The sequence below is a fragment of the Pandoraea anapnoica genome, from assembly GCF_902459765.1.
GTDB classification, from domain to species: domain Bacteria; phylum Pseudomonadota; class Gammaproteobacteria; order Burkholderiales; family Burkholderiaceae; genus Pandoraea; species Pandoraea anapnoica.
On record NZ_CABPSP010000010.1, the window covers coordinates 105019 to 126801 of the forward strand.

Annotated in this window: 20 protein-coding genes; 11 read left to right on the top strand and 9 right to left on the bottom strand. The window is 64.5% G+C overall.

Annotated features, from left to right (window positions below; genetic code table 11):
• The first annotated feature begins 37 nt into the window (after nt 1-37).
• Together PAN31117_RS16820 and PAN31117_RS16825 are read left to right on the top strand one after the other, a co-directional pair.
• Complete coding sequence (locus PAN31117_RS16820) at nt 38-1003, top strand: fatty acid desaturase family protein (protein ID WP_174991002.1); 966 nt, start codon at nt 38-40, stop codon at nt 1001-1003.
• Between the two features lie 11 nt (nt 1004-1014).
• Nucleotides 1015-1944 (top strand): DMT family transporter, encoded by a 930-nt coding sequence (locus PAN31117_RS16825; RefSeq protein ID WP_246189139.1) that lies wholly within the window; start codon nt 1015-1017, stop codon nt 1942-1944.
• A 67-nt stretch (nt 1945-2011) separates the two neighbouring features.
• On the opposite strand, the gene PAN31117_RS16830 is transcribed toward PAN31117_RS16825, so the two are convergent.
• Nucleotides 2012-2434 (bottom strand): hypothetical protein, encoded by a 423-nt coding sequence (locus tag PAN31117_RS16830; RefSeq protein ID WP_039394462.1) that lies wholly within the window; start codon nt 2432-2434, stop codon nt 2012-2014.
• A 145-nt stretch (nt 2435-2579) separates the two neighbouring features.
• Between PAN31117_RS16830 and PAN31117_RS16835 the strand changes: the two genes are divergently transcribed.
• Entirely contained in the window at nt 2580-2936 is a 357-nt protein-coding gene (locus PAN31117_RS16835) for a DUF2288 domain-containing protein (protein WP_150739209.1), read from the top strand.
• A 56-nt stretch (nt 2937-2992) separates the two neighbouring features.
• Here the strand turns inward: PAN31117_RS16835 and PAN31117_RS16840 are convergent, their stop codons facing one another.
• A complete protein-coding gene (locus tag PAN31117_RS16840; RefSeq protein ID WP_039394469.1) occupies nt 2993-3376 on the bottom strand; it encodes a hypothetical protein in 384 nt (127 codons plus the stop codon).
• 48 nt (nt 3377-3424) lie between these two features.
• Nucleotides 3425-4324, bottom strand: coding sequence for a LysR family transcriptional regulator (locus PAN31117_RS16845; RefSeq protein WP_150739210.1), 900 nt, complete (start codon nt 4322-4324; stop codon nt 3425-3427).
• 284 nt (nt 4325-4608) lie between these two features.
• Here PAN31117_RS16845 and PAN31117_RS16850 point away from each other — a divergent pair, with 284 nt between their 5' ends.
• Nucleotides 4609-5955 (top strand): MFS transporter, encoded by a 1347-nt coding sequence (locus PAN31117_RS16850; RefSeq protein ID WP_150739211.1) that lies wholly within the window; start codon nt 4609-4611, stop codon nt 5953-5955.
• Between the two features lie 43 nt (nt 5956-5998).
• On the opposite strand, the gene PAN31117_RS16855 is transcribed toward PAN31117_RS16850, so the two are convergent.
• On the bottom strand, nt 5999-6910 hold the full coding sequence (locus PAN31117_RS16855) for a LysR family transcriptional regulator (RefSeq protein ID WP_150739212.1): 912 nt from the start codon (nt 6908-6910) through the stop codon (nt 5999-6001).
• A gap of 213 nt (nt 6911-7123) precedes the next feature.
• Between PAN31117_RS16855 and PAN31117_RS16860 the strand changes: the two genes are divergently transcribed.
• Nucleotides 7124-8317 carry an MFS transporter gene (locus tag PAN31117_RS16860; protein ID WP_150739213.1) on the top strand — a complete coding sequence of 398 codons (1194 nt, stop codon included), beginning with the start codon at nt 7124-7126 and terminating at the stop codon, nt 8315-8317.
• A gap of 54 nt (nt 8318-8371) precedes the next feature.
• On the opposite strand, the gene PAN31117_RS16865 is transcribed toward PAN31117_RS16860, so the two are convergent.
• The gene (locus tag PAN31117_RS16865; protein WP_150739214.1) at nt 8372-9223 is read right to left on the bottom strand and encodes a TOBE domain-containing protein; all 852 of its coding nucleotides are present in this window, start codon (nt 9221-9223) and stop codon (nt 8372-8374) included.
• A 122-nt stretch (nt 9224-9345) separates the two neighbouring features.
• Between PAN31117_RS16865 and PAN31117_RS16870 the strand changes: the two genes are divergently transcribed.
• On the top strand, nt 9346-9768 hold the full coding sequence (locus tag PAN31117_RS16870; protein WP_150739215.1) for a hypothetical protein: 423 nt from the start codon (nt 9346-9348) through the stop codon (nt 9766-9768).
• A gap of 96 nt (nt 9769-9864) precedes the next feature.
• On the opposite strand, the gene PAN31117_RS16875 is transcribed toward PAN31117_RS16870, so the two are convergent.
• Entirely contained in the window at nt 9865-11478 is a 1614-nt protein-coding gene (locus tag PAN31117_RS16875; RefSeq protein ID WP_174991003.1) for an EAL domain-containing protein, read from the bottom strand.
• Nucleotides 11479-11921: 443 nt separating this feature from the next.
• Here PAN31117_RS16875 and PAN31117_RS16880 point away from each other — a divergent pair, with 443 nt between their 5' ends.
• Entirely contained in the window at nt 11922-13157 is a 1236-nt protein-coding gene (locus tag PAN31117_RS16880; RefSeq protein WP_150739217.1) for an MFS transporter, read from the top strand.
• A gap of 138 nt (nt 13158-13295) precedes the next feature.
• On the opposite strand, the gene PAN31117_RS16885 is transcribed toward PAN31117_RS16880, so the two are convergent.
• Nucleotides 13296-13709 carry a hypothetical protein gene (locus PAN31117_RS16885; RefSeq protein ID WP_039394491.1) on the bottom strand — a complete coding sequence of 138 codons (414 nt, stop codon included), beginning with the start codon at nt 13707-13709 and terminating at the stop codon, nt 13296-13298.
• Between the two features lie 161 nt (nt 13710-13870).
• Nucleotides 13871-15244 (bottom strand): aminotransferase-like domain-containing protein, encoded by a 1374-nt coding sequence (locus tag PAN31117_RS16890; RefSeq protein WP_150739218.1) that lies wholly within the window; start codon nt 15242-15244, stop codon nt 13871-13873.
• A 103-nt stretch (nt 15245-15347) separates the two neighbouring features.
• On the opposite strand from PAN31117_RS16890, the gene PAN31117_RS16895 reads away from it, so the two are divergent.
• The gene (locus tag PAN31117_RS16895) at nt 15348-16532 is read left to right on the top strand and encodes an MFS transporter (RefSeq protein ID WP_150739219.1); all 1185 of its coding nucleotides are present in this window, start codon (nt 15348-15350) and stop codon (nt 16530-16532) included.
• Here the strand turns inward: PAN31117_RS16895 and PAN31117_RS16900 are convergent.
• On the bottom strand, nt 16516-17454 hold the full coding sequence (locus PAN31117_RS16900; protein WP_150739220.1) for a MurR/RpiR family transcriptional regulator: 939 nt from the start codon (nt 17452-17454) through the stop codon (nt 16516-16518). The genes PAN31117_RS16895 and PAN31117_RS16900 overlap by 17 nt on opposite strands.
• A gap of 277 nt (nt 17455-17731) precedes the next feature.
• Between PAN31117_RS16900 and PAN31117_RS16905 the strand changes: the two genes are divergently transcribed.
• The 3 genes from PAN31117_RS16905 (at nt 17732) to PAN31117_RS16915 (ending at nt 21779) form a co-directional block, all read left to right on the top strand.
• A complete protein-coding gene (locus PAN31117_RS16905; RefSeq protein WP_150739221.1) occupies nt 17732-19075 on the top strand; it encodes an aspartate aminotransferase family protein in 1344 nt (447 codons plus the stop codon).
• Nucleotides 19072-19914 carry a beta-keto acid cleavage family enzyme gene (locus tag PAN31117_RS16910; RefSeq protein WP_150739222.1) on the top strand — a complete coding sequence of 281 codons (843 nt, stop codon included), beginning with the start codon at nt 19072-19074 and terminating at the stop codon, nt 19912-19914. Before PAN31117_RS16905 ends, PAN31117_RS16910 begins: the two co-directional genes overlap by 4 nt.
• 215 nt (nt 19915-20129) lie before the next feature.
• A complete protein-coding gene (locus tag PAN31117_RS16915; protein ID WP_150739223.1) occupies nt 20130-21779 on the top strand; it encodes a methyl-accepting chemotaxis protein in 1650 nt (549 codons plus the stop codon).
• Nucleotides 21780-21783: the final 4 nt, after the last annotated feature.

A 21783-nucleotide genomic window follows, 5' to 3' on the forward strand; every position in this document is an offset into this window, starting at 1 on the left:
TCCTGCCTCGTCATCAATGCGCTTCGTGGGGACAGGTATGTCACGCAAGTACTCAAATTTCACTCTCACCGCAGAACAGCGGGGCAAAATCAAGTCACTCTGCAAGCGCAACGACTTCCGTGGATTTGTCGGGATTGGCGTTGACTACGCTTGGATTGGTGTGGCTTGTTTGATGACACTTTGTATCCATCCGGCCATATACCCGTTGTCGATCCTGATCATTGGCGCGAGGCAACGCGCGTTAGCCAGTCTGTTCCACGATGCATCGCACGGCACGCTATTCGCATCGAAAGTGCTGAACAGGCGAGCGACTCGGGTGCTCTGTGGATGGCCGATCATGCAGTCCATGTCTGCCTACCGCGGTTCCCATGTGATTGCGCACCACTCGCGATTGGGTAACCCGAACCATGATCCTGATTTCAAGACGCTGCTGGCAGCTGGGATATATGAGACGCGACGTGGACCGGCGTTTTTCCGACGCTACATCTTGAGTGCGCTCTGGGGGCGGCTAACGATTCGTTATCTGCACGCTTTGATTTTCAGTCGGCTATCGCTTTCATCACATTCTTTTAGAGCCAGACTCGAATCCAGCTCGATCCTGAGTTTTCATGTCCTTGTGGCGACCATTGCCGCGTCGCAAGGTTGGCTCGCAAATCTCGTATTGTTTTGGTGGGTTCCTCTGCTTGTCGTATTTCCCGTCATCGGCTGGCTCAGCGAGCTTTCCGAGCATTACCCCTTTATGGGGGAGTCGGACACGTGGCGTTTCGGCGCGCGCAATCGATACGCCGGCCGGTTGGAGCGTTTTTTCATTGGGATGCACGGTGACTCATTTCATTTGACGCATCATTTGCTTCCCGGAGTCCCATATTGGAATCTCGCCGCGGCGACTGACGTTCTCCGAGAAGACTCTACGTTCGCAGAATGGGATGGGCGGTGGGGCGGAATTTTCTCCTCTGATCGGTCTAGCCGAGTAACCTTTATCGACTTCGTGAAAGTCCCGTGAGGGTCTTCAACGTGTTTTTACGTTGGGTGTCGCAGGCCATTCAAGGTCGTGGCTCGGAAGCATGCGCGCTGGCGGCGGCCGGCCTGAATGGGACGATCGGCGTGTTGACGCGCATCGGGTTTGAGCAAGGGGCGACGTCGGCGTCGCTGGCGTTCTGGAAGTGCTTCGGGGCGTTCGTGCTGGCGTTCGCCCTGTGTGGCCGTACGCACGCGCTGCGCAGGCAGACGGTGGCGCTTGCTTCCCGATGGCCGCGCTTCGCCTGTCTCTCGTTCCTCGGCATCTTCTGTCTTTATTTCTTCGAGACGAAGGCGTTCGCGCAGGCGTCGATTCCGCTCGTCTCCTTTCTTACTTACGCCGCAGGCGGGGCCACCATCGTCCTTTCCGGGCTTTGCCTCGGGGAACGCATCACCCGGCAGAAACGGGCGGCGTTTCTGGTCATTGTGGCGGGCGTCGGTGTGATGTGCTTTGCCGAGGGAGGCATTTCAGGGACCGTCGACGGTATCGTTCTGGCGTTGGCCGGCGGATGCGGCTACGCCCTCTTCATCTTTTTCTCGAAATGGTTCGACATCGGCGCCGGGCTGCCGCAACTGGTCTGGCTGTTCGGGTTCGGAAGCGTTTTTCTGTCGATACCGCTGATGCAGGAGGGGTTCGCGCTGCCCGTCGGCGGGCAGTGGCTAACGCTGGGTGCACTGATTCTGCTGCCCACGATTGGCGGCTTCTATTTCACGACGCGTGCCGTGGCGCGCGGACAAGCGAGCAAGGTACAGATTATCGAGACGAGCGATCCGCTGTTTGCCACGGCGTTTGGTTTCGCCGTTTTTGGCGATGGCCTCAGCCAGACCGGCGTACTCGGTGCTGCTGCCATCGCGGCAGGCCTTGTGATTGCGGTCTGGCAACGACACCCACGCACGGGGCCGCGCGACGCCGTACAGCGTCAGTAATGCCCAAACAAAACCGCCGCCCCGGCGTGAGCCAGGGGCGGCGGTTTCCGTTGCATCGATGCAGCTTTTAAGCGTCGTCGTCGAGCCAGGGCACTTCGACGTCGGTCAGGAATGCGACCATCGCGAGCGGACGCGCTTCCTGACGGCCGATCTTGCCGTCCGCACGGTGCCACACCGCCACGAACGTCTCGGGATGCTTGTCGGCGATCAATTGCACCGTACGCAGTTCTTCTTCGTCCATCTCTTCGATGGGGCCGTCGAACGACACCACGAGTGCCTGCGGCCAGACGCCGTCTTCCGGATCGTAGACCTTGTCGCCGTTCGGCACATCCACCGTTGCCTCGACGCCGATCGTCGCCGACGCCGCCACGATCATCTCGCCAAGCGAGCGCAGCAGCGCGGTTGCACGGGCGGAGTTGATCTGGCGCATGGCGAGGTCGCCGCGCGTCAGGGCCTGTTCAAGCTTGGGGTCGGTTTTTTGTTTGGGCATGCGGGGTCCTCGGTAAAACGTTAGCCACCTCGCGGCAGCCGTGCCATGTGACTGCGACACCGGCCCGCACGCGGGGTTCCGATGCTACCACCGTCGCGCTCGCCGGGGCGCATTACAATGCGGGTTTTCTTCACCGGCCGCTGTAATGGATTCCGCCAAGCCCACCGATTCGACCCACGCCACGTCCTCCGATGCGTCCACGCAGCCCAGCGAGGTCTATCTGCGCCTGCTCGGCGAAACCGCCAAGATCGACTGGAAAGATCTGGAGTCGTTCTTCGCGCGCGGCGTTCTGCTGTTCGTCACGCCAGGCGTCGACCTCGTCTCCGTCGCCGAAGCCGTCGCCAACGACGACAAACCTACCGTCACGCAATGGCTGACGTCCGGCATGGTGCAACGCATGCAGGCCGACACCGCCGCCGATTTCGCCGCACGCACGCCCGAACTGTGGGCCGTCGTCGTCGCGCCGTGGGTACTCGTGCAAGAGCGCGGCATCAAGACCTGACAAACGCACCAGGCCATTCTGCGCGCAAATGGCAACGCTTTCGTAGGCGATCGGACTTATTCCGTGATGCCCGCTTCAACGAGGCGTCGCGTGCAATCTTCCAGCAGATCCTGCGCCACCACCGACGCGTACGCATAGTCCGCGTCGAGCGATTCCGTCATTTCATGCGCCGTGTACAGCCCGGCTTCGCGTGAGAGCGTGCCCGCCAGTTCGCGGGCGAAATCGTCGCTCAACGACGACAACAAACGGCGCTCATCCAGCGGCAATTGCAACTTAGAGCGCGATAGCCACATCTGGGCGAGCGTCGCGCCCTGCTTGTCCGTCATCCATTGCCCATGCTCGTAAAACGCCGACAGACGCTCTGCCGTCAGCGCGAACAGCAACGCTCGGCGGGTGTTGAAATTCAGACGAATCGGTTGATTGGGTGTGGCTTCCGGCATGACGGCAACCGCAAATTGCGGACAAGAACGAGATCAGCGGCAAAGGTATCACGCGAACAGCCGCAGCAGCGCATTGCGCGCATGGCGGATCAGGTCGGTTTCATCGGCGCGTCCCGGCAGCAGATGGAATTCGGCGCGCGGCAGCGGCGGCAGCCCAAGCGACGGCGGGCAGACGATTAGCTCGGGCGTGAGCGCTGACTCATTCAGGCAGGACACCCCGAGCCCGGCAGCCAGCGCGAGTTGCATGCCCGCGACCCCAGCCGCCGAATGCGATACCCGGTACGCCACCTTGTGCCGCTCCAGCACGCTCGCGACAAGCGTTTGCAACGCGCACGTGCGGGGGAGAGTCACGAGGGGCAGCGGCATGTCGACGGTAGCCGTCTGCGTCGCCGCCATCGCCCACACCAGACGCTCGCGTCGTACCAGCGTGGCCGAAGCCCCCCCGAAATCGTCATCAGTCGCGGTGCTATCGGCGACATCCTCGCTCATCAGCCGTAACGCCAGCCCTACGTCGAAATGCTCGCCCGTCATGGCTGAGCGCTCAATCTGCGAACTCTGCATGGCACTCACGTGCAGGCGCAGACGCGGATAGAGGCTCGTGAATCGCTTGAGAACGCGGGCGACGTCGTGCGGACGGTAATAGTCCGTGATCGCGATGCGCAACTCGCCGTCGAGCAACACCCCCTGGAGATCCTCGAACGCGGCTTCCGACAGCGCCGCGATCTGACGTGCGTAAGCGAGCAGTCGCGTGCCAGCGGGCGTGGCGCGCATGCCCTTTCGCGAGCGGACGAGCAGCGACTGTCCGGCCCGCTCTTCGAGCTTCTTTAGTTGCTCGCTGACCGTCGATTGCGACAGGAAGATCTGTTCGGCGGCGGCCGAAATGCTGCCGGCGTCGTGAATGGCGATAAACGTACGTAGCTGGGTCAGATCGAAGGCGCGGGCATTCATAGTGGCACTCGGTAAAACGGTAATTCGGGGGACGGACCCGGGAGTAGCACGGGACATACAAGGTACGGACCCGAGGTGGACCACACGTCGGCAGGCCACCGGAGTTAATCCGGAAAACACGATATATGTCATCGAGTTTTCCCGCTTTTCCGATGGATTGTACCTCCGTAGGATGCGGAGCATGGCATCCGGATTTACGCGCAAGCGCGACCCCGCGATACCGCCTTTACCCCCCTTTCCCCCTTTCAGAGCCGCGTGTTGACCACCCGCGCACCGTGTCACTCATGAACGAACGTCTTTGCTCTGCCTCTGCTGCGGCGAATCGTCTTCCGGCCACCGCTGTGCCGCGTGCCCCGGATGCCGCCGCCCCACAACTCAATCGCAATCATCGTTGGAAGGTGCTGGGCGTCGGCGTGGCGGCCAATGCCAGCTTCGCGGCGGCGATGGGCGGTATTCCTGCCACGGCCGTGCAGATGCGCAGCGCCTACGCCTTGGCCAATGGCGACCTCGGCCTCGTGCTCGGCATGATCGGTCTGGGCATTGCCATCTCGGAATTGCCATGGGGCATGCTCACGGATCGATGGGGCGACCGGCGGGTATTGCTCGTTGGGTTGCTGGTGACGGCGGCGGCGCTGCTCGGCCTCGGCCTGTGGGGGGTGCCGACCACGCACTTCGTTCCGTCGATGCCGATGCTCGCGGCCGGGATGCTGGCCATCGGCGTGCTGGGCGGTAGCGTGAACGGTTCGAGCGGGCGCGCCGTGATGCGATGGTTTCACGACAGTGAGCGCGGTCTCGCGATGAGCGTGCGGCAATGCGCGGTGCCGATGGGCGGTGGGATCGGTGCGCTGCTGTTGCCGGGGACGGCGGTTCACTTCGGCTTCAACGGGGTCTTCATCGGCCTGGCATTGGCGTGCGTGGCCGCAGCGGGCATGGCATGGCTGTGGTTGCTCGAACCGCCGGACGAGCCGCACGAAGCGCCGCGCCCGGTATCGGCCAGCGCCGGTGGCCGCCCCGCTGCCGCCTACTCGCCGTTGCGTGATGCCCGCCTGCTCAGCACCGCGCTCGGCATGGCCGTGCTCGCCATGCCGCAAATCGCCGTGCTCACCTTCGGCACGGTCTTTCTGCACGACTTCGCCCATGTGAGCGTGCTGACGATTTCGCTCACGTTGGGGGCTGTGCAGGCGGGAGCCGCGATCACACGCGTGTGGAGCGGACGCTTCACCGACAAGCGCCGCAACCGTCCCGCCTATCTGCGCGTCTGCACGTTGGTGGTCGGCGTGGTGTTCGCGATGTTGGGCGCGCTGGTGGGATTACTTTCGATGCGTCCCGAGTGGCTCGCGCACGGCACGCCGGTGATGATCGCGCTGCTGATTGTGGGCGGTGTGGTCGCCTCGGCATGGCATGGCGTGGCTTTCACGGAACTGGCCACGCTCGCGGGGGCGTCCCGCGCGGGCACGGCGCTGGGCATCGGCAACACCGGTGTGTTCCTGACGATGTTCCTCACGCCGCTGGCGATTCCGCTGCTGCTCTCGCTGGGCGGATGGGGGCTGGTCTGGGCCGGGGGCATGATCTGCGCGGCACTCGCATGGCCGTTGTTCGTCTGGTCGCATCGCGAAGTGAAGGCGGCATGACGGTGACGTGAAGAGAACGTGAGCGAGCGCGACCACACAGAGGTCAACACGGCAGGTGCACGTGCTCCACAAGGAAGTCGAGAAACGCGCGGACGCGGGCGGGCAAGTGGCCGCCCTGTCCCACATAAACGGCATGCACCGGCTCCAGATCGCCGGGGTTGTAGTCTTCGAGCACGGTCACGAGGCGGCCGTCGCGCAGATCGGCGTCGACGTGATATCGGGAGTGACGCGCGAGTCCCAGCCCTTCGAGTGCGAGTTTGCGCATCGTCTCGCCGTCACTCACCAGCACGTTCCCTGCAGGCGGATACAAGGTGACGCCGCCCGCGCCGTCGAGGAACGGCAACCCCTGAATCTGACGCTCGAAATTGAACGCCATGACGTTGTGACGGATTAGGTCGGCTGGCGTTTGCAGCGCCGCGCTGCGCGCCAGATAGTCAGGCGACGCCACCACGTGCACGCGGCTCTCGCCGAGCTTGCGCGCCACCAGCCGTGAATCGCGCAATGCGCCAGCACGCACGGCCACATCGGCGCGCTGCGACAACAGGTCGACGACCGTGTCGGTGAGCGTCAGGTCGAGCCGGATTTCGGGGTACTTCGCAAGGAACGCGGGGATGACCGGCAGCAGATACAGCGTGCCGATGGGCACACTCGAATTCACCCGCAACAAACCGCGCGGCACCGCGCCCGCCGCCGCTTCGCGCTCCGCGGCGTCGATATCGGCCAGCACGCGCAACGCGCGCTCGTGAAATGCGGTGCCCTCGGGGGTGAGTTGCAAGCGACGCGTCGAGCGATTGAATAGTCGCGCGCCCAGCCGCCCTTCGAGCCGCGCGACGAGCTTGCTGACGGCCGACGGTGTCATGTGCAACGCACGCGCCGCTGCCGAGAAACCGCCCAACTCCACCACTCGCGCAAAAACTTCCATGTCGCCTGAGCGGTTGACGTCCTGTCGGCCCATCGGAGGTGTCCTCGATTTTTGAGGTTATGGCGTTCGCGTGGTTTTGTGACCTGAAGTCACAAATGATTTTCCTTGGCGCAGTCTATTTCATCAATGAGGGGGCGTCTATATTCCGCACATCGGTTCACGCGCGTCGGACAGCCAGGGCATTCGGTTCATCGATTCGACGGCGGAGCCCGCCCCGATATTCAGTCTTTCAGACAGGAGTTTTCCGTGCCTATCGCCCTCTATGCCCTGACTGCCGGTGCCTTTGGCATTGGCGTGACGGAATTCGTGATCATGGGCCTGCTGCTCAACGTCGGCGCCGATTTTGGCGTGTCGATTGCGGCCGCCGGCCTCTTGATTTCCGGCTACGCGCTGGGTGTCGTCGTCGGCGCGCCCATCATGACGACCGCCACCGCCCGGTGGCCTCGCAAGACCGTGCTGCTGGTGCTCATGGCCATCTTCACCATCGGCAACGCCGCCTGTGCGCTCGCGCCGAGTTATGGTGCGCTGATGGCAGCGCGTGTGCTGACGTCGTTCGCGCACGGCACGTTCTTCGGCGTCGGGTCGGTCGTAGCGACGGGCCTCGTGCCGCGCGAACGCCGTGCGTCGGCGATTGCCGTGATGTTCATGGGCCTGACCGTCGCCAACATTCTCGGCGTGCCCTTCGGCACCTGGCTGGGTCAGCACTTCGGCTGGCGCGCCAGCTTCTGGGCCGTGACGGTCATCGGTGCCCTCGCATTGCTCGTGATCGCCCGGTTCGTGCCGAAGATCGCGGCCCCGGCAGACGCTGGCGACTGGCGTGCGGACTTGCGTGCGCTGGCACGTCGCCCGGTGCTGCTCGGGTTGTTGACGACTGTGCTGGGATGGGTGGGGGTGTTCGGTGTGTTCACGTACATCGCGCCGTTGCTCACGACGGTGACGGGCTTCTCCGAAGGCGCGGTCTCGCCGATTCTGCTGATCTTCGGCGGTGGTCTGGTCGTCGGCAATCTGCTGGGCGGCAAGCTTGCGGATCGTCATGTCGTGCGCACGGTGCTGGGCAGCCTGCTGTCGCTCTCCGTCGTGCTCGGACTGATGACGTTCGCACTGCACTCGCCGTGGTTCGCCATCGTGTTCGTGGCCTTGCTCGGGGCAACGGCGTTCGCAACGGTCGCGCCGCTGCAACTGTGGGTGATGGAAAAGGCGTCGGGGGCTGGCGAGAGCCTCGCATCGAGCTTCAACATCGCCGCGTTCAATCTCGGCAACGCCATCGGCGCGTGGCTCGGCGGCTTCGTCATCGAGCATGGCCCCGGACTGACGGCCGTGCCCTGGGTGGCGGCGCTGGTGCCGCTGGTGGGGGTGGGCGTCGCGCTGCTGAGCCTGCGTCTGGATCGCCGGGATGCGGGTCGCCAACCCACGCCGGTTTGCGAAACCCCTGCGATGTAAGGGGGACGCGCAATGATGAAGAAGGCCCGGCATGGCGGGCCTTTGCCATCGGCGTCAGGCCATCACGCCAACGATCACACTGACGGCAGCGAATGCGGCCGTCGCACCGACACCTGTCGTGAGGCCGCGCGCGGTGAACGTTTCCTGCGGCATGACGGCCGCGAGACGGCTGCCGCCGGGTAGCGCCAGGATCACTTCCGCCTGACCCGAATCGTCGGTGACGGTATCCACGGTGCCGGATAAGCGGTTCGCCGTGGGCAACCCCGCGAGATCCGCGCCGCGCGCAATCTCGATCCATGGCGCTTTGATCAGCGCGAACGCTTGTCCGCCGACCGCGAGCCCGAGCGTTTGGGTACTGTGATGGGTGAGCGACGCCGTGATCGCTTCGCCGCCGGGCAGCGTTAGCGTCACTTCGTCGTTCACACCGCAGTGCCGAATGGCCGTGATCGTTCCGTGCAACTGATTGCGCGCGCTGGTCTGAAGTCCGAGCCGTGCGATGACCGGCCATTGCTCGTCGAAATGTTCGAGATCGTTCGCTACACGCGCGAGAAACTGCTGCTGCGCCGCTTCCACAGCGCGAAATGCCGCGACCAGCTTTGCGCCACGGGCGGTGAGGCGCGTGCCGCCACCGCCGCGTCCGCCGGTGCTGCGCTCGACGAGCGGCTCACCGGCGAGCTGGTTCATGGCGTCGACGGCGTCCCACGCGGCTTTGTAGCTCATGCCCGCCGCCTTGGCGGCCGCCGTGATCGAGCCTTGCGACGCAATGTGTTCGAGCAGCGCAATGCGCGCCTGGCCGCCCAGCGACGAATTGCCGCGATGCAGCCATAGCGAGCCGCTCACCTGGAGGGCATCACCCGTTCCGTTGCGCAAAACATTATCCGGCGTTGAAGAAGGTTCGGAAACCATAATGATTTTTTTGATCAAACACAGCAGGTGGCCGCATTGTAGAGGGTGGGCGAACCAGCGGGTACGAGGGCTGGACGAGGAACTGTTGCGGCGCACCAACGAAGCTCGCTTCGGACGCCACGTTGGGGGACGAATGGGGGACGTTTCTCCACTACATTGATTTTTGCCGCATGCCCCCCCAGGCCGGTTCGTATTGCTTCAGACCTGAAATACTCAAGTCTTCAACAAGTCTTAAGTGGTATGACCGGGAATGCGACGTTTACCGAAGTGAAGTGCCCACTCACCTGACACAACAGAAACGGGGTGAAATGATGCGCGTCAGGAATATCAAGGAAACGGTTGACGGGGCTCGATACTATCGTCTGGTTCGCACGCTGCCCAACGGCAAGCGACATCAGATGCAAATCTCTTTCTCCGCGGGTGAAATGCGCTTCAGACGTTTCGTCGCGCAGCGATTGTGGTTGTTGCGCGCCGAAATGCGGGACAGCACACGCGCGGCGGCCGCACCGGCGCCACGCAGCAACATGCCGCAGTTGGTCTTCTGACCGGTTGCGGTGCCGTCTGGCAGAAACGCCTGACCGGTGACGACCGGCGTCAGCCGTCATCTTCACGGGTCCGGCGTTTTTGTACTGCATGACAGATCAACCTGCCTTGCGGGGCGTCAGCGACGTCATGGGAGCGCGTGTCGGCGCGCTGGTCTTCACGGCCGTCAGTCCCGTGCCCGCATGCGCAATCGCGTATTGCACCAGCTCATCGAACGCAATCGGCCGCGCGAACAAATAGCCCTGCGCATAAGTGACGTTGCGCCCGCGCAGGTAATTCGCCTGCATTTCGTTCTCCACACCCTCCGCCACGATCGTCATATCCAGCCGCTCGGCCAGATGAATGATGGAGTCGCAGATGTTGCGCGTGACCACATCGTCTTCGGTGACGGGCAGGAATTCCTTGTCGATCTTCAGATAGTTGAAGTCGTAGCGCTTCAGATACCCGATGGAGTTGTTTTCGGCCCCGAAGTCGTCAAGCGCCGTTTCGATGCCACGCCGCTGCAACTCGGCCATCACGTTGCGCGCGGCGGCCGTGTCGCGAATCACGTAGCGCTCGGTGATCTCGGCCACCATCGGGTACGTATCGTTCAGCGTGCCATAGTACCGCTCGATGTCGTGAATGATGGTGGTGTCACGCAGATGGCGTTCCGCGAGGTTGATGCCGATGTGAAAGCCCTGCGGCAGCGCGCCCTTGGCGACGTCGTTGCGAATCTGGCGCAGTAGCGAACGCGTGAGCTCGATGATGAGCCCGTTGTCTTCGGCAATGGGGATGAAGGCGTCCGGGCGCACCAGTCCGGCCACGGGATGGTGCCAGCGCATCAGCGCTTCGGCCCCCGCGCAACGGCCGGTGGCCAGTTCCATGACCGGCTGGTAGTAGACCTTGAATTCGTTGCGCTTGATGCCGTGGGCGATCTGACGCTTCATGAATTGCGCCGGCCCGAAATGGCTGAAGGTCAGGACACCGAGCAAAAATGCCACGATGCCGCCAAACGACAGGAAGATCGGTGCCTGACTGGCGGCGAGCGAGCGCATCAGCGAGGGGCTGCCTGCCAGCGACGTCGTGAAGTGTTCCGACGTGAGTGAAATCTGCGCCCCGCGCGTCGCAACACCTGCCGATTCCAGACGCGGCCCTTCCGATGTCAGCGCAACGTTGCCCACCGTCATGGCCGTCCACGCCAGATCGCTGCTCTTGACGCTGTGCAGCGTCTCGGTGAGGTAGATGCCGTCGACGAACCCGAGCACGCCGTCCGTGGCCGAGGTCGGCACGTAAAGCGCCAGTGCGGGGGCCTCACGGACATAAGGTGTGCCGCTGACGAGCAACGTGCGGGTCCCCGTCAGCATTGGCACGAGGTCCGCTGGGAGGGGCATGTTGAGCGCCACATCCGAACGAATGACCGACGAGCAATACAGCTGTCCACGCGAGACGAGCCAGATGGAACGGAAGTAGGGACTGAGGGTGCCAGCGGCCTGGAGCGAGGTACTGACCTCGCTGCACGAGCGGCCGACCCACGGGGTGGCACCACGCAGCGTACTTTCAGCCTGCGCGACGATGCGCTCGAGTGCGTCGCGCTGACGGACCGCTTCTTCCTGAAGAATCGACTGCGACATGTGATAAATGCGCAGCCAGCCCAGGAAAAGGACGACCGCAAGCGTGACCGCCACGACAAGTCCGGTCACCAGCCACTGCACGACTCTGGAGTGTTGAATCATGTTCGCTGCCAACCAAGGAAAGAGTGGGGCCCTACGTGTGCTGCGGTGCATTTCTTGGGTGCACGCGTGCTGCACGGCACAACTCGTCAATTGACTCTACACGAATCCCCGACGGCGTCCGACCCCCGATAAACCCGCACAACGCCCGGCAGATGGGCGTGAACGGCGCATGCCGATCCTGCGCGCGGCCTGCTTCCGGCAGGCGTGTAAAGCGTCATCAGCGGGCGTTCTGGCCGCAATTTGCGTGACACTGGGATGGCGTAATCGCGACAAAAGTTGGCGCAACGACGATTTACGCATGCTCTACACTTCACTCATTAAATTTCTGGCGGAAATTGGGATTAATCCCAACTTTCCTGCATAGGTCGGTCAATTCGCATCAATTTGCCCGAATACCGACCCTCAGCACCCGTTTTCTTAAGCCTTAGACGTCAATCCAACCCATGTCGAGTCAACCTGCAACGTCCCTTCCCGGTGCCAACACACCGGCGGCGCAGGGCACAGCGTTCCGCGTGCTGTCTGCGATCAGCTTTTCCCACCTGCTCAACGACATGATCCAGTCGTTGATTCTCGCGATCTACCCGCTGCTCAAGTCCGGCTTCAACCTGAGCTTCGGACAGGTCGGCCTGATCACGCTGACGTATCAGATCACGGCGTCGCTACTGCAACCGGTCGTGGGCCTGTACACCGACAAGCATCCGAAGCCGTATTCGCTGCCGGTCGGCATGGGTTTCACACTCGTGGGTCTGCTGCTGCTGGCTGTCGCCCCGAACTACGGCATGCTGCTGGTCGCGGCGGCGCTCGTGGGCATGGGCTCGTCGGTGTTCCATCCGGAGTCTTCGCGCGTGGCGCGCATGGCCTCGGGCGGACGCCATGGTATGGCGCAATCGTTCTTCCAGGTCGGCGGTAATGTCGGCTCGTCGCTCGGACCGTTACTGGCGGCGCTGATTATCGTGCCGAACGGCCGTGGCAGCGTGGCGTGGTTCTCGGTGGCGGCGCTCGTCGCGATCTTCGTGCTGTATCACGTGAGCCGCTGGTACGCCGTGCAACGTGCCGCGAATCAAGGCAAGAAGGCCGCGCGCCGGGGCGGCACTGTGCAACTGTCGCAGGGCAAGGTGCTGTTCGCCATCGGCATTCTGCTGGTGCTGATCTTCTCGAAGTACTTCTATCTCGCGAGCATCAGCAGCTACTTCACCTTCTATCTGATCAGCAAGTTCCACGTCTCCGTGCAAAGCGCGCAGGTGCATCTGTTCGTCTTCCTGTTCGCAGTGGCGGCGGGCACGATGATCGGCGGCCCGCTGGGCGACAAGATTGGCCGCAAGTATGTGATCTGGGGCTCCATCCTCGGTGCTGCGCCTTTCACGCTGATGCTGCCTTACGCCAACCTGTTCTGGACGGGCATTCTGACGGTGCTGATCGGTCTGATTCTGGCGTCGGCATTCTCGGCCATCCTGGTCTATGCGCAGGAACTGATGCCTGGCAAGGTCGGCACGGTGTCGGGTCTGTTCTTCGGCTTCGCGTTCGGGATGGGCGGTGTAGGCGCTGCGGTGCTGGGCCAACTGGCCGACACGACGAGCATCGACTTCGTCTATCACGTGTGCGCCTATCTGCCGTTGCTCGGCATTGTGACGATCCTGTTGCCGGACGTCGAAGGGCACAAGAAGACAGCCGCTGCATGACGGGGTTCGCAGGCTGACGGTGTGGCAAGACGCCGTCACCCTGCCTCGTCCACCCTAGAAAAATCGCCGGTCCGACATCTCGGAACCGGCGATTTTTTTATCCAGCGGTGTCTGTCGCAGTCGACAGATCGGGACCGATCAGGGCGTGCCGCGCTTTTGCAGCTTCCATTCGGCCTTGTCGTTCGCCTTGCAGGCCGGGAGCTTGAGTGTGACTTCCTGACCCTTGGCGGTGAGCAGCACGACCAGATCGCGGCAGGTGCGCTCGCCGTCCTTTTGCGTGTTGGTCGGCGTGATCTGCGCGGCGATGGCCACCGAGTTGCCGGTGCCTGCATTGGTCCAGTCGGTAGTCTCGTTGTCCTGCTTTTCCGTCAGCACAGTACGCGCGGCCTTGGCGAACGACGCGGTGTCGCGTTGCTTCCAGTAGGCCAGCGGCGAGTTGCCCATGAAGGAGAGGTTCGACGCAGCGAACGCAGGGGCGGCCAGGGCGGCGCCGACGACGAGCGCTGTGCCAAGCGCGAGCGAACGGGCGCGGGAGAAGTGGATGAGCGACATTCGGAGTCCTTGGTATTGTCGACATGGGACGAAGCCTGCGCGACGCCTGGCGATGGCGCACCGGAAGTTGCGCCGGGCGTGCGGCCGCAGGAAGCACGTCGATCATAAAAGAAACCGGCAGCGGCGTCATCTCAGCGCGTCGCCGTGTGACGTCGGTAACTTCAGCGACGTCCGGCTGTCCTGACGATATCGGCCACCTGCATGAGGGCAGCCCGCAGCGTCTCGTCGCTGCCCGGCGAACCGAGGGCGATGCGAATGGCCGACGGTGCTGTCTGGCCCGGGGCGGCGAACGCATCGACCGGCGTCACTGCAACACCACGCGCTTGCAGCGCGGCCACGATGTCGTCGCAGCGCAGGGCGGGCGTCGACGTAGGGATCGGTACCAGCCGGTGGAATGCGCCGGGATACCCCGTCGAATCCAGCCCGGACAGGCATTGCATGGCAATCGCCTGCCGCTGGGCGGCCAGTGTGCGTTTGCGGGTGATCCAGCGGTCCATCGTGCCGTCAGAGAGCCAGCGAGAGGCCAGTTGCGCCATCAACGGGGCGGCACTCCACACACTGGCTCGCATCGCCGCGTGCACGCGCGGCAGCAGGCCGGACGGGGCGACGAGATAGGCGATGCGCAGCCCCGGTGCGCCGGGTTTGGACAGGCTGCACACTTCGAACGTCCGTTCCGGTGCGAGCAGACGAAGCGGCGGCGGGGCGTCCGCGACCAGAAAGCCGTAGGCACTGTCTTCGACGATCAGCAGGTCGTGACGTCGCGCGACTTCCACCAGTGCCAAACGTTGCGCGAGCGGCATCACGCCGCCCAGTGGGTTGTGCAGCGTCGGCATGGTGTAGACGACGCGCAGTCGTCCCGCGTGGCGGCGGCAGAGCTTGTCCAGCGCTGCGGGATCGAGTCCATCGGCCGTCATCGAGACGGCGGCGAGCGGCACGTCGCGCATGGCCGCGAGCGCCTTCCAGCCGGGGTACGTGAGGGCCTCGACGGCGACCGGCTCACCCGCGCAGCACAACGCCAGTTGCAGAACATCGAGCGCATGCTGCCCGCCCGCGCAAACGACCAGCGAATCGGGCGATACCGCAACGCCGTCGCGGCGCGACAGCCAATGCGCCGCCGCGCGTCTGTCGGCCGGTTGCCCGTCGTGCGGTGAGTGGGCGAGCAAGGCGCTCAAATCCCCACCGGACGCCATCTCACGCAGCGCCTGGCGTAACGCCTCGGTTTGCTCCGGCAGCACCGGGTAGTTGAACGCCAGATCGACGCCGCCCAGCGTGCCCGGCGCAGGTGCCCATTGCGCAAAGGCAGCGGCCGCGCCAACGGCGGGCGAGCGCACGAAGGTGCCGCGTCCGATCTCGCCCACGGCAAGGCCGCGTCGCGCGAGTTCGGTATAGATGCGTGTGACGGTGGACGTGGCGAGCCCGTGCGCGTCGGCGTAGTCGCGCTGCGGCGGCAGGCGCGTGCCCGAGGTCAGTTCGCCCGACGCAATGGCATCGGCAAGCCGTTCGACGTGTTCGAGATAGCGGGCAGGGGCTGACATGGAGGCGAGAATTGATCTCAGGACAATTCAATAATTGCACTGGATTTAGGCGCTGGCAATACTGAGCACTGCGCAGTGTCCCCCCGATGTTCTCTTTCCGATCATGCTCCCCACGACCGCTTCGCCGCCCCGCTGGGCGATCCCGCTCCTCGCCCTACAACTCTTCCTCGTGACGTTCTCCGTCAATCTGCAAGCGCCGCTGGTGCCGCACTACGCGGCGGCGAGCGGGTATGGCGCGGGGGCGCAAGCGCTGGCGTTTGCGTGTTACGTCGGCGCGCTGGTGCCAGCGCTGCTGTTCCTTGCAGGGTTGTCGGATCGTGTCGGACGTCGCTTGCCGCTCGCCATCGCGCTTCTGCTGGGCCTCGTGGGCACGTGGCTGACGCTGCGCTGGCCGACGCTGGTCGCGCTCGGTGGCGCGCGCGCATGCTACGGATTGGCGACCGGCCTCGTCGCGGGCAGCGGCACGGCTTACATGACGGAACTGTACGGAGACCGCGAAGACGCGGCGACGCGCGGTGCGGCGCTGGTCGCGGCGGCGACCTCGCTCGGCTTCGGCACCGGCGCACTTGTCACAGGCCTGTGCCTGATCGTGGCGCCATCGATGCTGCCACCGCTGAGCTTGTGGACGTATTTGCCGCTGGCGCTTGTTGCGGCACTCGCCGTCGCCGCATTGCCTGCACCGGCACGCCACCCGAACGTGCCGTGGTTGCGCTGGCCGGTGCTCGCCCCCGGGACGGTGCCGCTGGGCATGGCGATCCTGCTCGCGTGGGCAGCGGTGGGCGTTGTGATCGGCGTGGTGCCGTCGGCGCTGGCCGCGCACGGACATACCGCTTGGGCAGGATTCGCGACGTTCTTCGTCATCTCGACCGGCCTGCTGTTCCAGCCGGCGGCTCGCCGCATGGCCCCCATGCAAGCCGTTCGGGTCGGGTTGGCGCTGGTGCCGCTGGGTTTCGTCGTGCTCGCGCTGGGGGTGGTGTACGTCAGCCTGCCCGCGATCCTCGCCGGAGCAGCCATCGCCAGTTCGGCGTGCTACGGCTTCACGTACCTGGGTGGACTGGCGGCCGTCAATTCTGCAGTCGCGTCAGCATTGCGTGCGCGGGCGGCCGCCGGGTACTTCCTGTTTGCGTACTTCGGCTTTTCGGTGCCGGTCGTCACCAGCGGCTGGCTCGCCGATCGCTTCGGCATGCCCGTCGCCCTCGCATTGTTCACTGCCGCGTTGATCGCGGGCAGTGCAGCGCTCGCGGTGGCGCTGTGTCGCGAGCGCGCGACGCTTACGCGTCTGGTTTGACGCGGGGGCCGGGTTGGCTCGCGGTGTTCGAGCCGCTGCCCGACGGGCTGACGTAAGCCCCGGTGCCGTGCAACTGATCTTCGGCCAGTTCCAGCGCGCGCACGGCGCCGCGTCCCTTGCGGGCGAGAAGCATTTCGACGAGGGTCTCCACCACGGCAATCCCCGCCGTGATCGACGGGAAGAACGACGGGCTTTCGTGCGAGAACAGCACCGTCACGTCCGCATCGAGCGCGAGCGGCGAGACCGTCGAGTCCGTGAGTGCCAGCACACGTGCACCTGCGGCGCGGGCCGCGCGCGTCACGATCAGCGCTTCGTTCGAATACGGCGCGAAGCTGATCACCACCACGACGTCGCGCGCCGAGAGCGCCCGTAATTCCATTTCCAATGTGCCCGCTTCGCCACGGATGAGGTGTACCGTCGGCCGGAACAACCGGTAGATGTACTGGAACGTGAACGCGATGGGAAAGCACGCACGAAAGCCAGCCACGTGCACCGTGCCCGCATTCGCCAGCAGATCGACGGCCGCACTCAGCGAGTCGTTCGCGCCGGCTTCCGTCAGATCGAGATTGTTGTGCTGCACGCGGAACATCTCGGGCACCATGCGCGCGGCGTCGCCCTCGCGTATTACCTGTCGTGCGCGGCTTGCATAGGGCTGCGGTCCGAGACGAATCGATTCGAGGAACAGCTCGCGAAGGCCGTGCCACCCGTCGAAGCCGAGATGCTGCGCGAGTCGCACGAAGGTGGCCGGTTGCACGCCTGCTTCGGCGGCAATAGCGCGCATCGAGCTGATCGGCACACGTTGCGGATGGTCGAGAAGAAAGCGCGCGCCCGCTTGAAATTGCGGGCTCAATTGAGAGTAGCGCTCACGCAGCAGAGCGTTGAGCTGGTCGAGCGTCTGCGGCAGCGCTGTGGCTTGTGTCATTGAGGGATGGCAACACGGCGGCGAAAGAATGTAACGATTGTTGCATGAAATGCCGCGAGCGCGCACGCCCTTTCCTCTGGGCCTGTGGCCTGCGCTGAAACACCGAGTGTGGTAATGCATCTGAGCGAAGTGTTGCGCTCGCAAAACACATGAAACATATGTTGCAAACGATGGGCGATACGCCTACACTGAGCGCCATCGTTCGTGAGACCGATGGTCAGGCGGCCACTCTCCGGTCAGTCTCGTTTTGCACCATCTTTTCGTCAGAGGTTCAGGCATGACTCATGTGTTTCACCGCAATCCGCGCCAGACGTTGCCCGTCGCGGTCGGCGGTCAGGGAGTCGAGTTGATCGACAGCAACGGCAAGCACTATCTAGACGCCTGCGGCGGCGCTGCCGTCTCGTGCCTCGGTCACGGACATCCCCGCGTGATCGAGGCGATGCAGCAACAGGCGGCGCAACTGGCCTATGCCCATACGTCGTTCTTCACGACCGAAGTGGCCGAGCAACTGGCCGATACGCTCGCCGCGAGCGCGCCCGGCGATCTGAACCATGTGTACTTCGTGAGTGGCGGTTCCGAAGGCGTGGAGGCGGCGCTCAAACTCGCGCGCCAGTACTTCGTCGAGATCGGTCAGCCGCAGCGTCAGTTCTTCATTGCGCGCCGTCAGAGCTATCACGGCAACACACTCGGCGCGCTCGCCATCGGTGGCAATGCCTGGCGACGCGAGCCGTTCCTGCCCTTGCTCGTGCCGGCGCATCACGTCTCGCCGTGCTTCGCTTATCGCGAGCGTCTCGACGGCGAAAGCGATGCCGCGTACGTGCAGCGTCTGGCGGACGAACTCGAAGCGAAGATTCTCGAACTCGGCGGCGACACGGTGATCGCGTTCGTCGCGGAAACCGTGGTCGGCGCGACGGCCGGCGCGGTGCCGCCGGTGGGCGACTACCTCAAACGCATGCGCGCCGTGTGCGACAAGTATGGCGTGCTGTTGCTGCTCGACGAAGTGATGTCCGGCATGGGCCGTACCGGTTATCTGTTCGCCTGCGAAGAAGATGGCGTGACGCCGGACATCCTCGTCATCGCCAAGGGCCTTGGCGCGGGCTATCAACCCATCGGCGCGATGCTGTGTTCGGACAAGATCTTCGACGCCGTCGTCGGTGGCTCGGGCTTCTTCCAGCACGGTCATACATACCTCGGACACGCCATGGCGTGCGCGGCGGCGCTGGCCGTGCAGCGCACGATTGCCGACGAGAACCTGCTGGAGAACGTGAAGGCGCGCGGCGAGCAATTGCGTGCGCGTTTGCGTGAAGTGTTTGCCGATCATCCGAACGTGGGCGACGTGCGCGGACGCGGGCTGTTCGTCGGCGTCGAATTCGTGGCCGACCGTGCCACGAAGCAAACGCTGCCGACGGCCGACAAGACACACGCGCGTTTGAAGACGGCCGCGAAAGAACGCGGCCTGCTGATTTACCCGATGGGCGGCACGGTTGACGGCGTTCACGGCGACCATGCGCTGATCGCGCCGCCGTTCATCTGCCAGCCGGGCGACATCGACCGCATCGTCGAGCGACTGGCGCTCGCCGTGGCGGACGTCACCGGTGTGAAGGCCGGAGGCGTGGCATGACACGAAATTACGCGCTGGCCGTCGCACCGAATGGCGCTCGCCGCACGCACGCCGACCATCCGGCGCTGCCGATGACGCCCACGGAACTCGGCGAATGCGCCAAGGCGTGTCTCGACGCGGGCGCGGCCATGATCCATCTGCATGTCCGCAAGGCAGACGGCACGCACAGTCTGGAAGTGGCGGACTACGCGGCGGGCATTGAGGCCGTGCGTCGCGCGGTGGGCGACGCGCTGGTGTTGCAGGTGACGACCGAGGCGGTTGGCATCTACACGCCCGAGCAGCAGATTGCGACGGTGCACGCGCTGCATCCCGAAGCGATTTCGGTGGCGTTGCGTGAAGTGCTGCCCGACGCGTCGCACGCGAGCGTTGCCGAGGCGTTCTTCGACTGGCTGTGGCGCGAGCAGATCACGACGCAATACATCCTTTACGACACCGAGGACGTGGCGCACTACTGGCGCTTGCGCGCGAGCGGTGCGATTCGGCCCGGCCGCCATTGGGTGCTGTTCGTGCTCGGCCGCTACAGCAAGGGCCAGTTGTCGTCGCCGTCGGATGTGCTGCCGTTCCTCGCCGCCTGGCAAGTTGGCGCGGATGGAATTGGGGAAGCCGCCGACGCTACGCCGTGGGCGATGTGCGCCTTCGGGCCGCGCGAGGCCGAGTGCGCGCTGGCCGCGGTGTTGCAGGGCGGCCACGCCCGGATCGGCTTCGAGAACAACCTTTACCTGCCGGACGGCAGCGTCTCCCCGGGCAATGCCGCGTCGCTTGGTGCGCTGACGGCCGCCGCCACCCCACTGGCCCTCGCGCCCATGACGGCCGACGCTCTGCGCGAACTGACCCGCTGAGCGCCGGGACATCCGGCAGCATCCGATGGCATGCGGACAGTGGTCCACCCGGGCACAAGCCGTGTCCGGGAGTGCGCGACAAATCAGAAATAAACCCAAATACACGGCCTGACCGGCGTTGCCCGGTCGGGCCGCTGTAATAGAATCGGCGTAACCTCAAAAAGGCCCGCGTCGCCCTCCCCGGCACCGGGCGTGAACACGAACGGGAGCGCGGCGTGAAACACTGGTCGATCCGACATCGCATTCTGGCCAGTTTTGGCCTGATCCTTGCCCTGATGGCCCTGATGGCCGGCGTCGCTTACACGCGACTGTCCGCCATCGAAGTGGAGGCATACAGTGTGGAATCCGATTCCACGCCGGGCCTTTACTACAGCACGATGCTGCGCGGCGCGTGGTTCGAGAGCTATCAGTTGCTCCAGCAGGTCGTCGCCATCGACGACAACGACAAGACCCGTGCGATCGACCTCGACACGTTGCGCTCGGCGGACGCCCGCATCGACGGCTGGATCAAGGATTACGGCACGACCGTCAATCGCGCCGTCGACCGGATGCAATACGACGAGGTGCGCGGTGTGCGCACGCAGTACGGGCGCATCAGCAATCAGGTGCTCAAGCTCGTGGCCGACGGTCAGTTGCCCGCCGCCCGCGCCATGTTGACCGACCAGCTGTACCCCGAGTGGGGCCGAGGGCGTTCCGCGATCCAACGTCTGGTCGACACGAACAAGACGTTTGCCGACGAGTCGACGCATAACATCAACGAAGCCGTCACGGCCGCCAAGGCCACGCTGCTCATCACGTTGGGCGTGGCGCTCGCAGCGGCCATCCTGGCGGGATGGATGCTGTTCCGCGCGATCAGCGTGCCGCTCGCGAGCGTGATGCAGATCCTGGAGGTCATGCGCGCGGGCGATCTGACCAAGCGCCTCGATCTGGCGCGTCGCGATGAGTTCGGTGCGCTGGAGTCGGGCTTCAACCGGATGACGGACGAACTGACGGGCCTCGTCGGGCAGGCGCAGAAGTCGGCGTTGCAGGTGACGACGTCGGTGACCGAGATTGCCGCGACGTCGCGCCAGCAACAGGCCACTGCGTCGGAGACGGCGGCGACCACGACCGAGATCGGCGCGACCTCGCGCGAGATCTTCGCCACGTCGCGCGATCTGGCGCGCACCATGACCGAAGTGGCGGGTGTGGCCGATCATGCGGCGTCGCTCGCGGGCACCGGTCACGTCGGCCTCACGCGCATGGAAGACGCCATGCGGCACGTGATGGACGCGGCGGGCTCCGTCAACGGCAAGCTGGGCATCCTCAATGAGAAGGCGGGCAACATCAATCAGGTCGTCACGACGATCACCAAGGTGGCCGATCAGACCAACCTGCTTTCGCTGAACGCGGCCATCGAAGCCGAGAAGGCGGGCGAGTACGGTCGCGGCTTTGCGGTGGTGGCGACCGAGATCCGGCGGCTGGCCGATCAGACGGCTGTGGCGACCTACGACATCGAGCAGATGATCAAGGAAATCCAGTCGGCGGTGTCGGCCGGGGTGATGGGCATGGACAAGTTCGCCGAGGAAGTGCGTCGCGGCATGGACGAGATGCGTCAGGTCGGCGATCAGCTCGCGCAGATCATTGCGCAGGTGCAGACGCTGCCGCCGCGCTTCCAGGTCGTCAACGAAGGCATGCAGGCGCAGGCCACCGGCGCAGAGCAGATCAATCAGGCGCTGGTGCAGCTCTCCGAGGCTGCGCAGCAGACGGCCGAATCCTTGCAGCAGTCGAGTCAGGCCATCGAAGAGCTCAATCACGTCGCCAACGGTCTCAAGAGCGGGGTGTCGCGCTTCAAGGTGCAGGCATTGCCGCCCTCGGGACTCGTCTGACGTC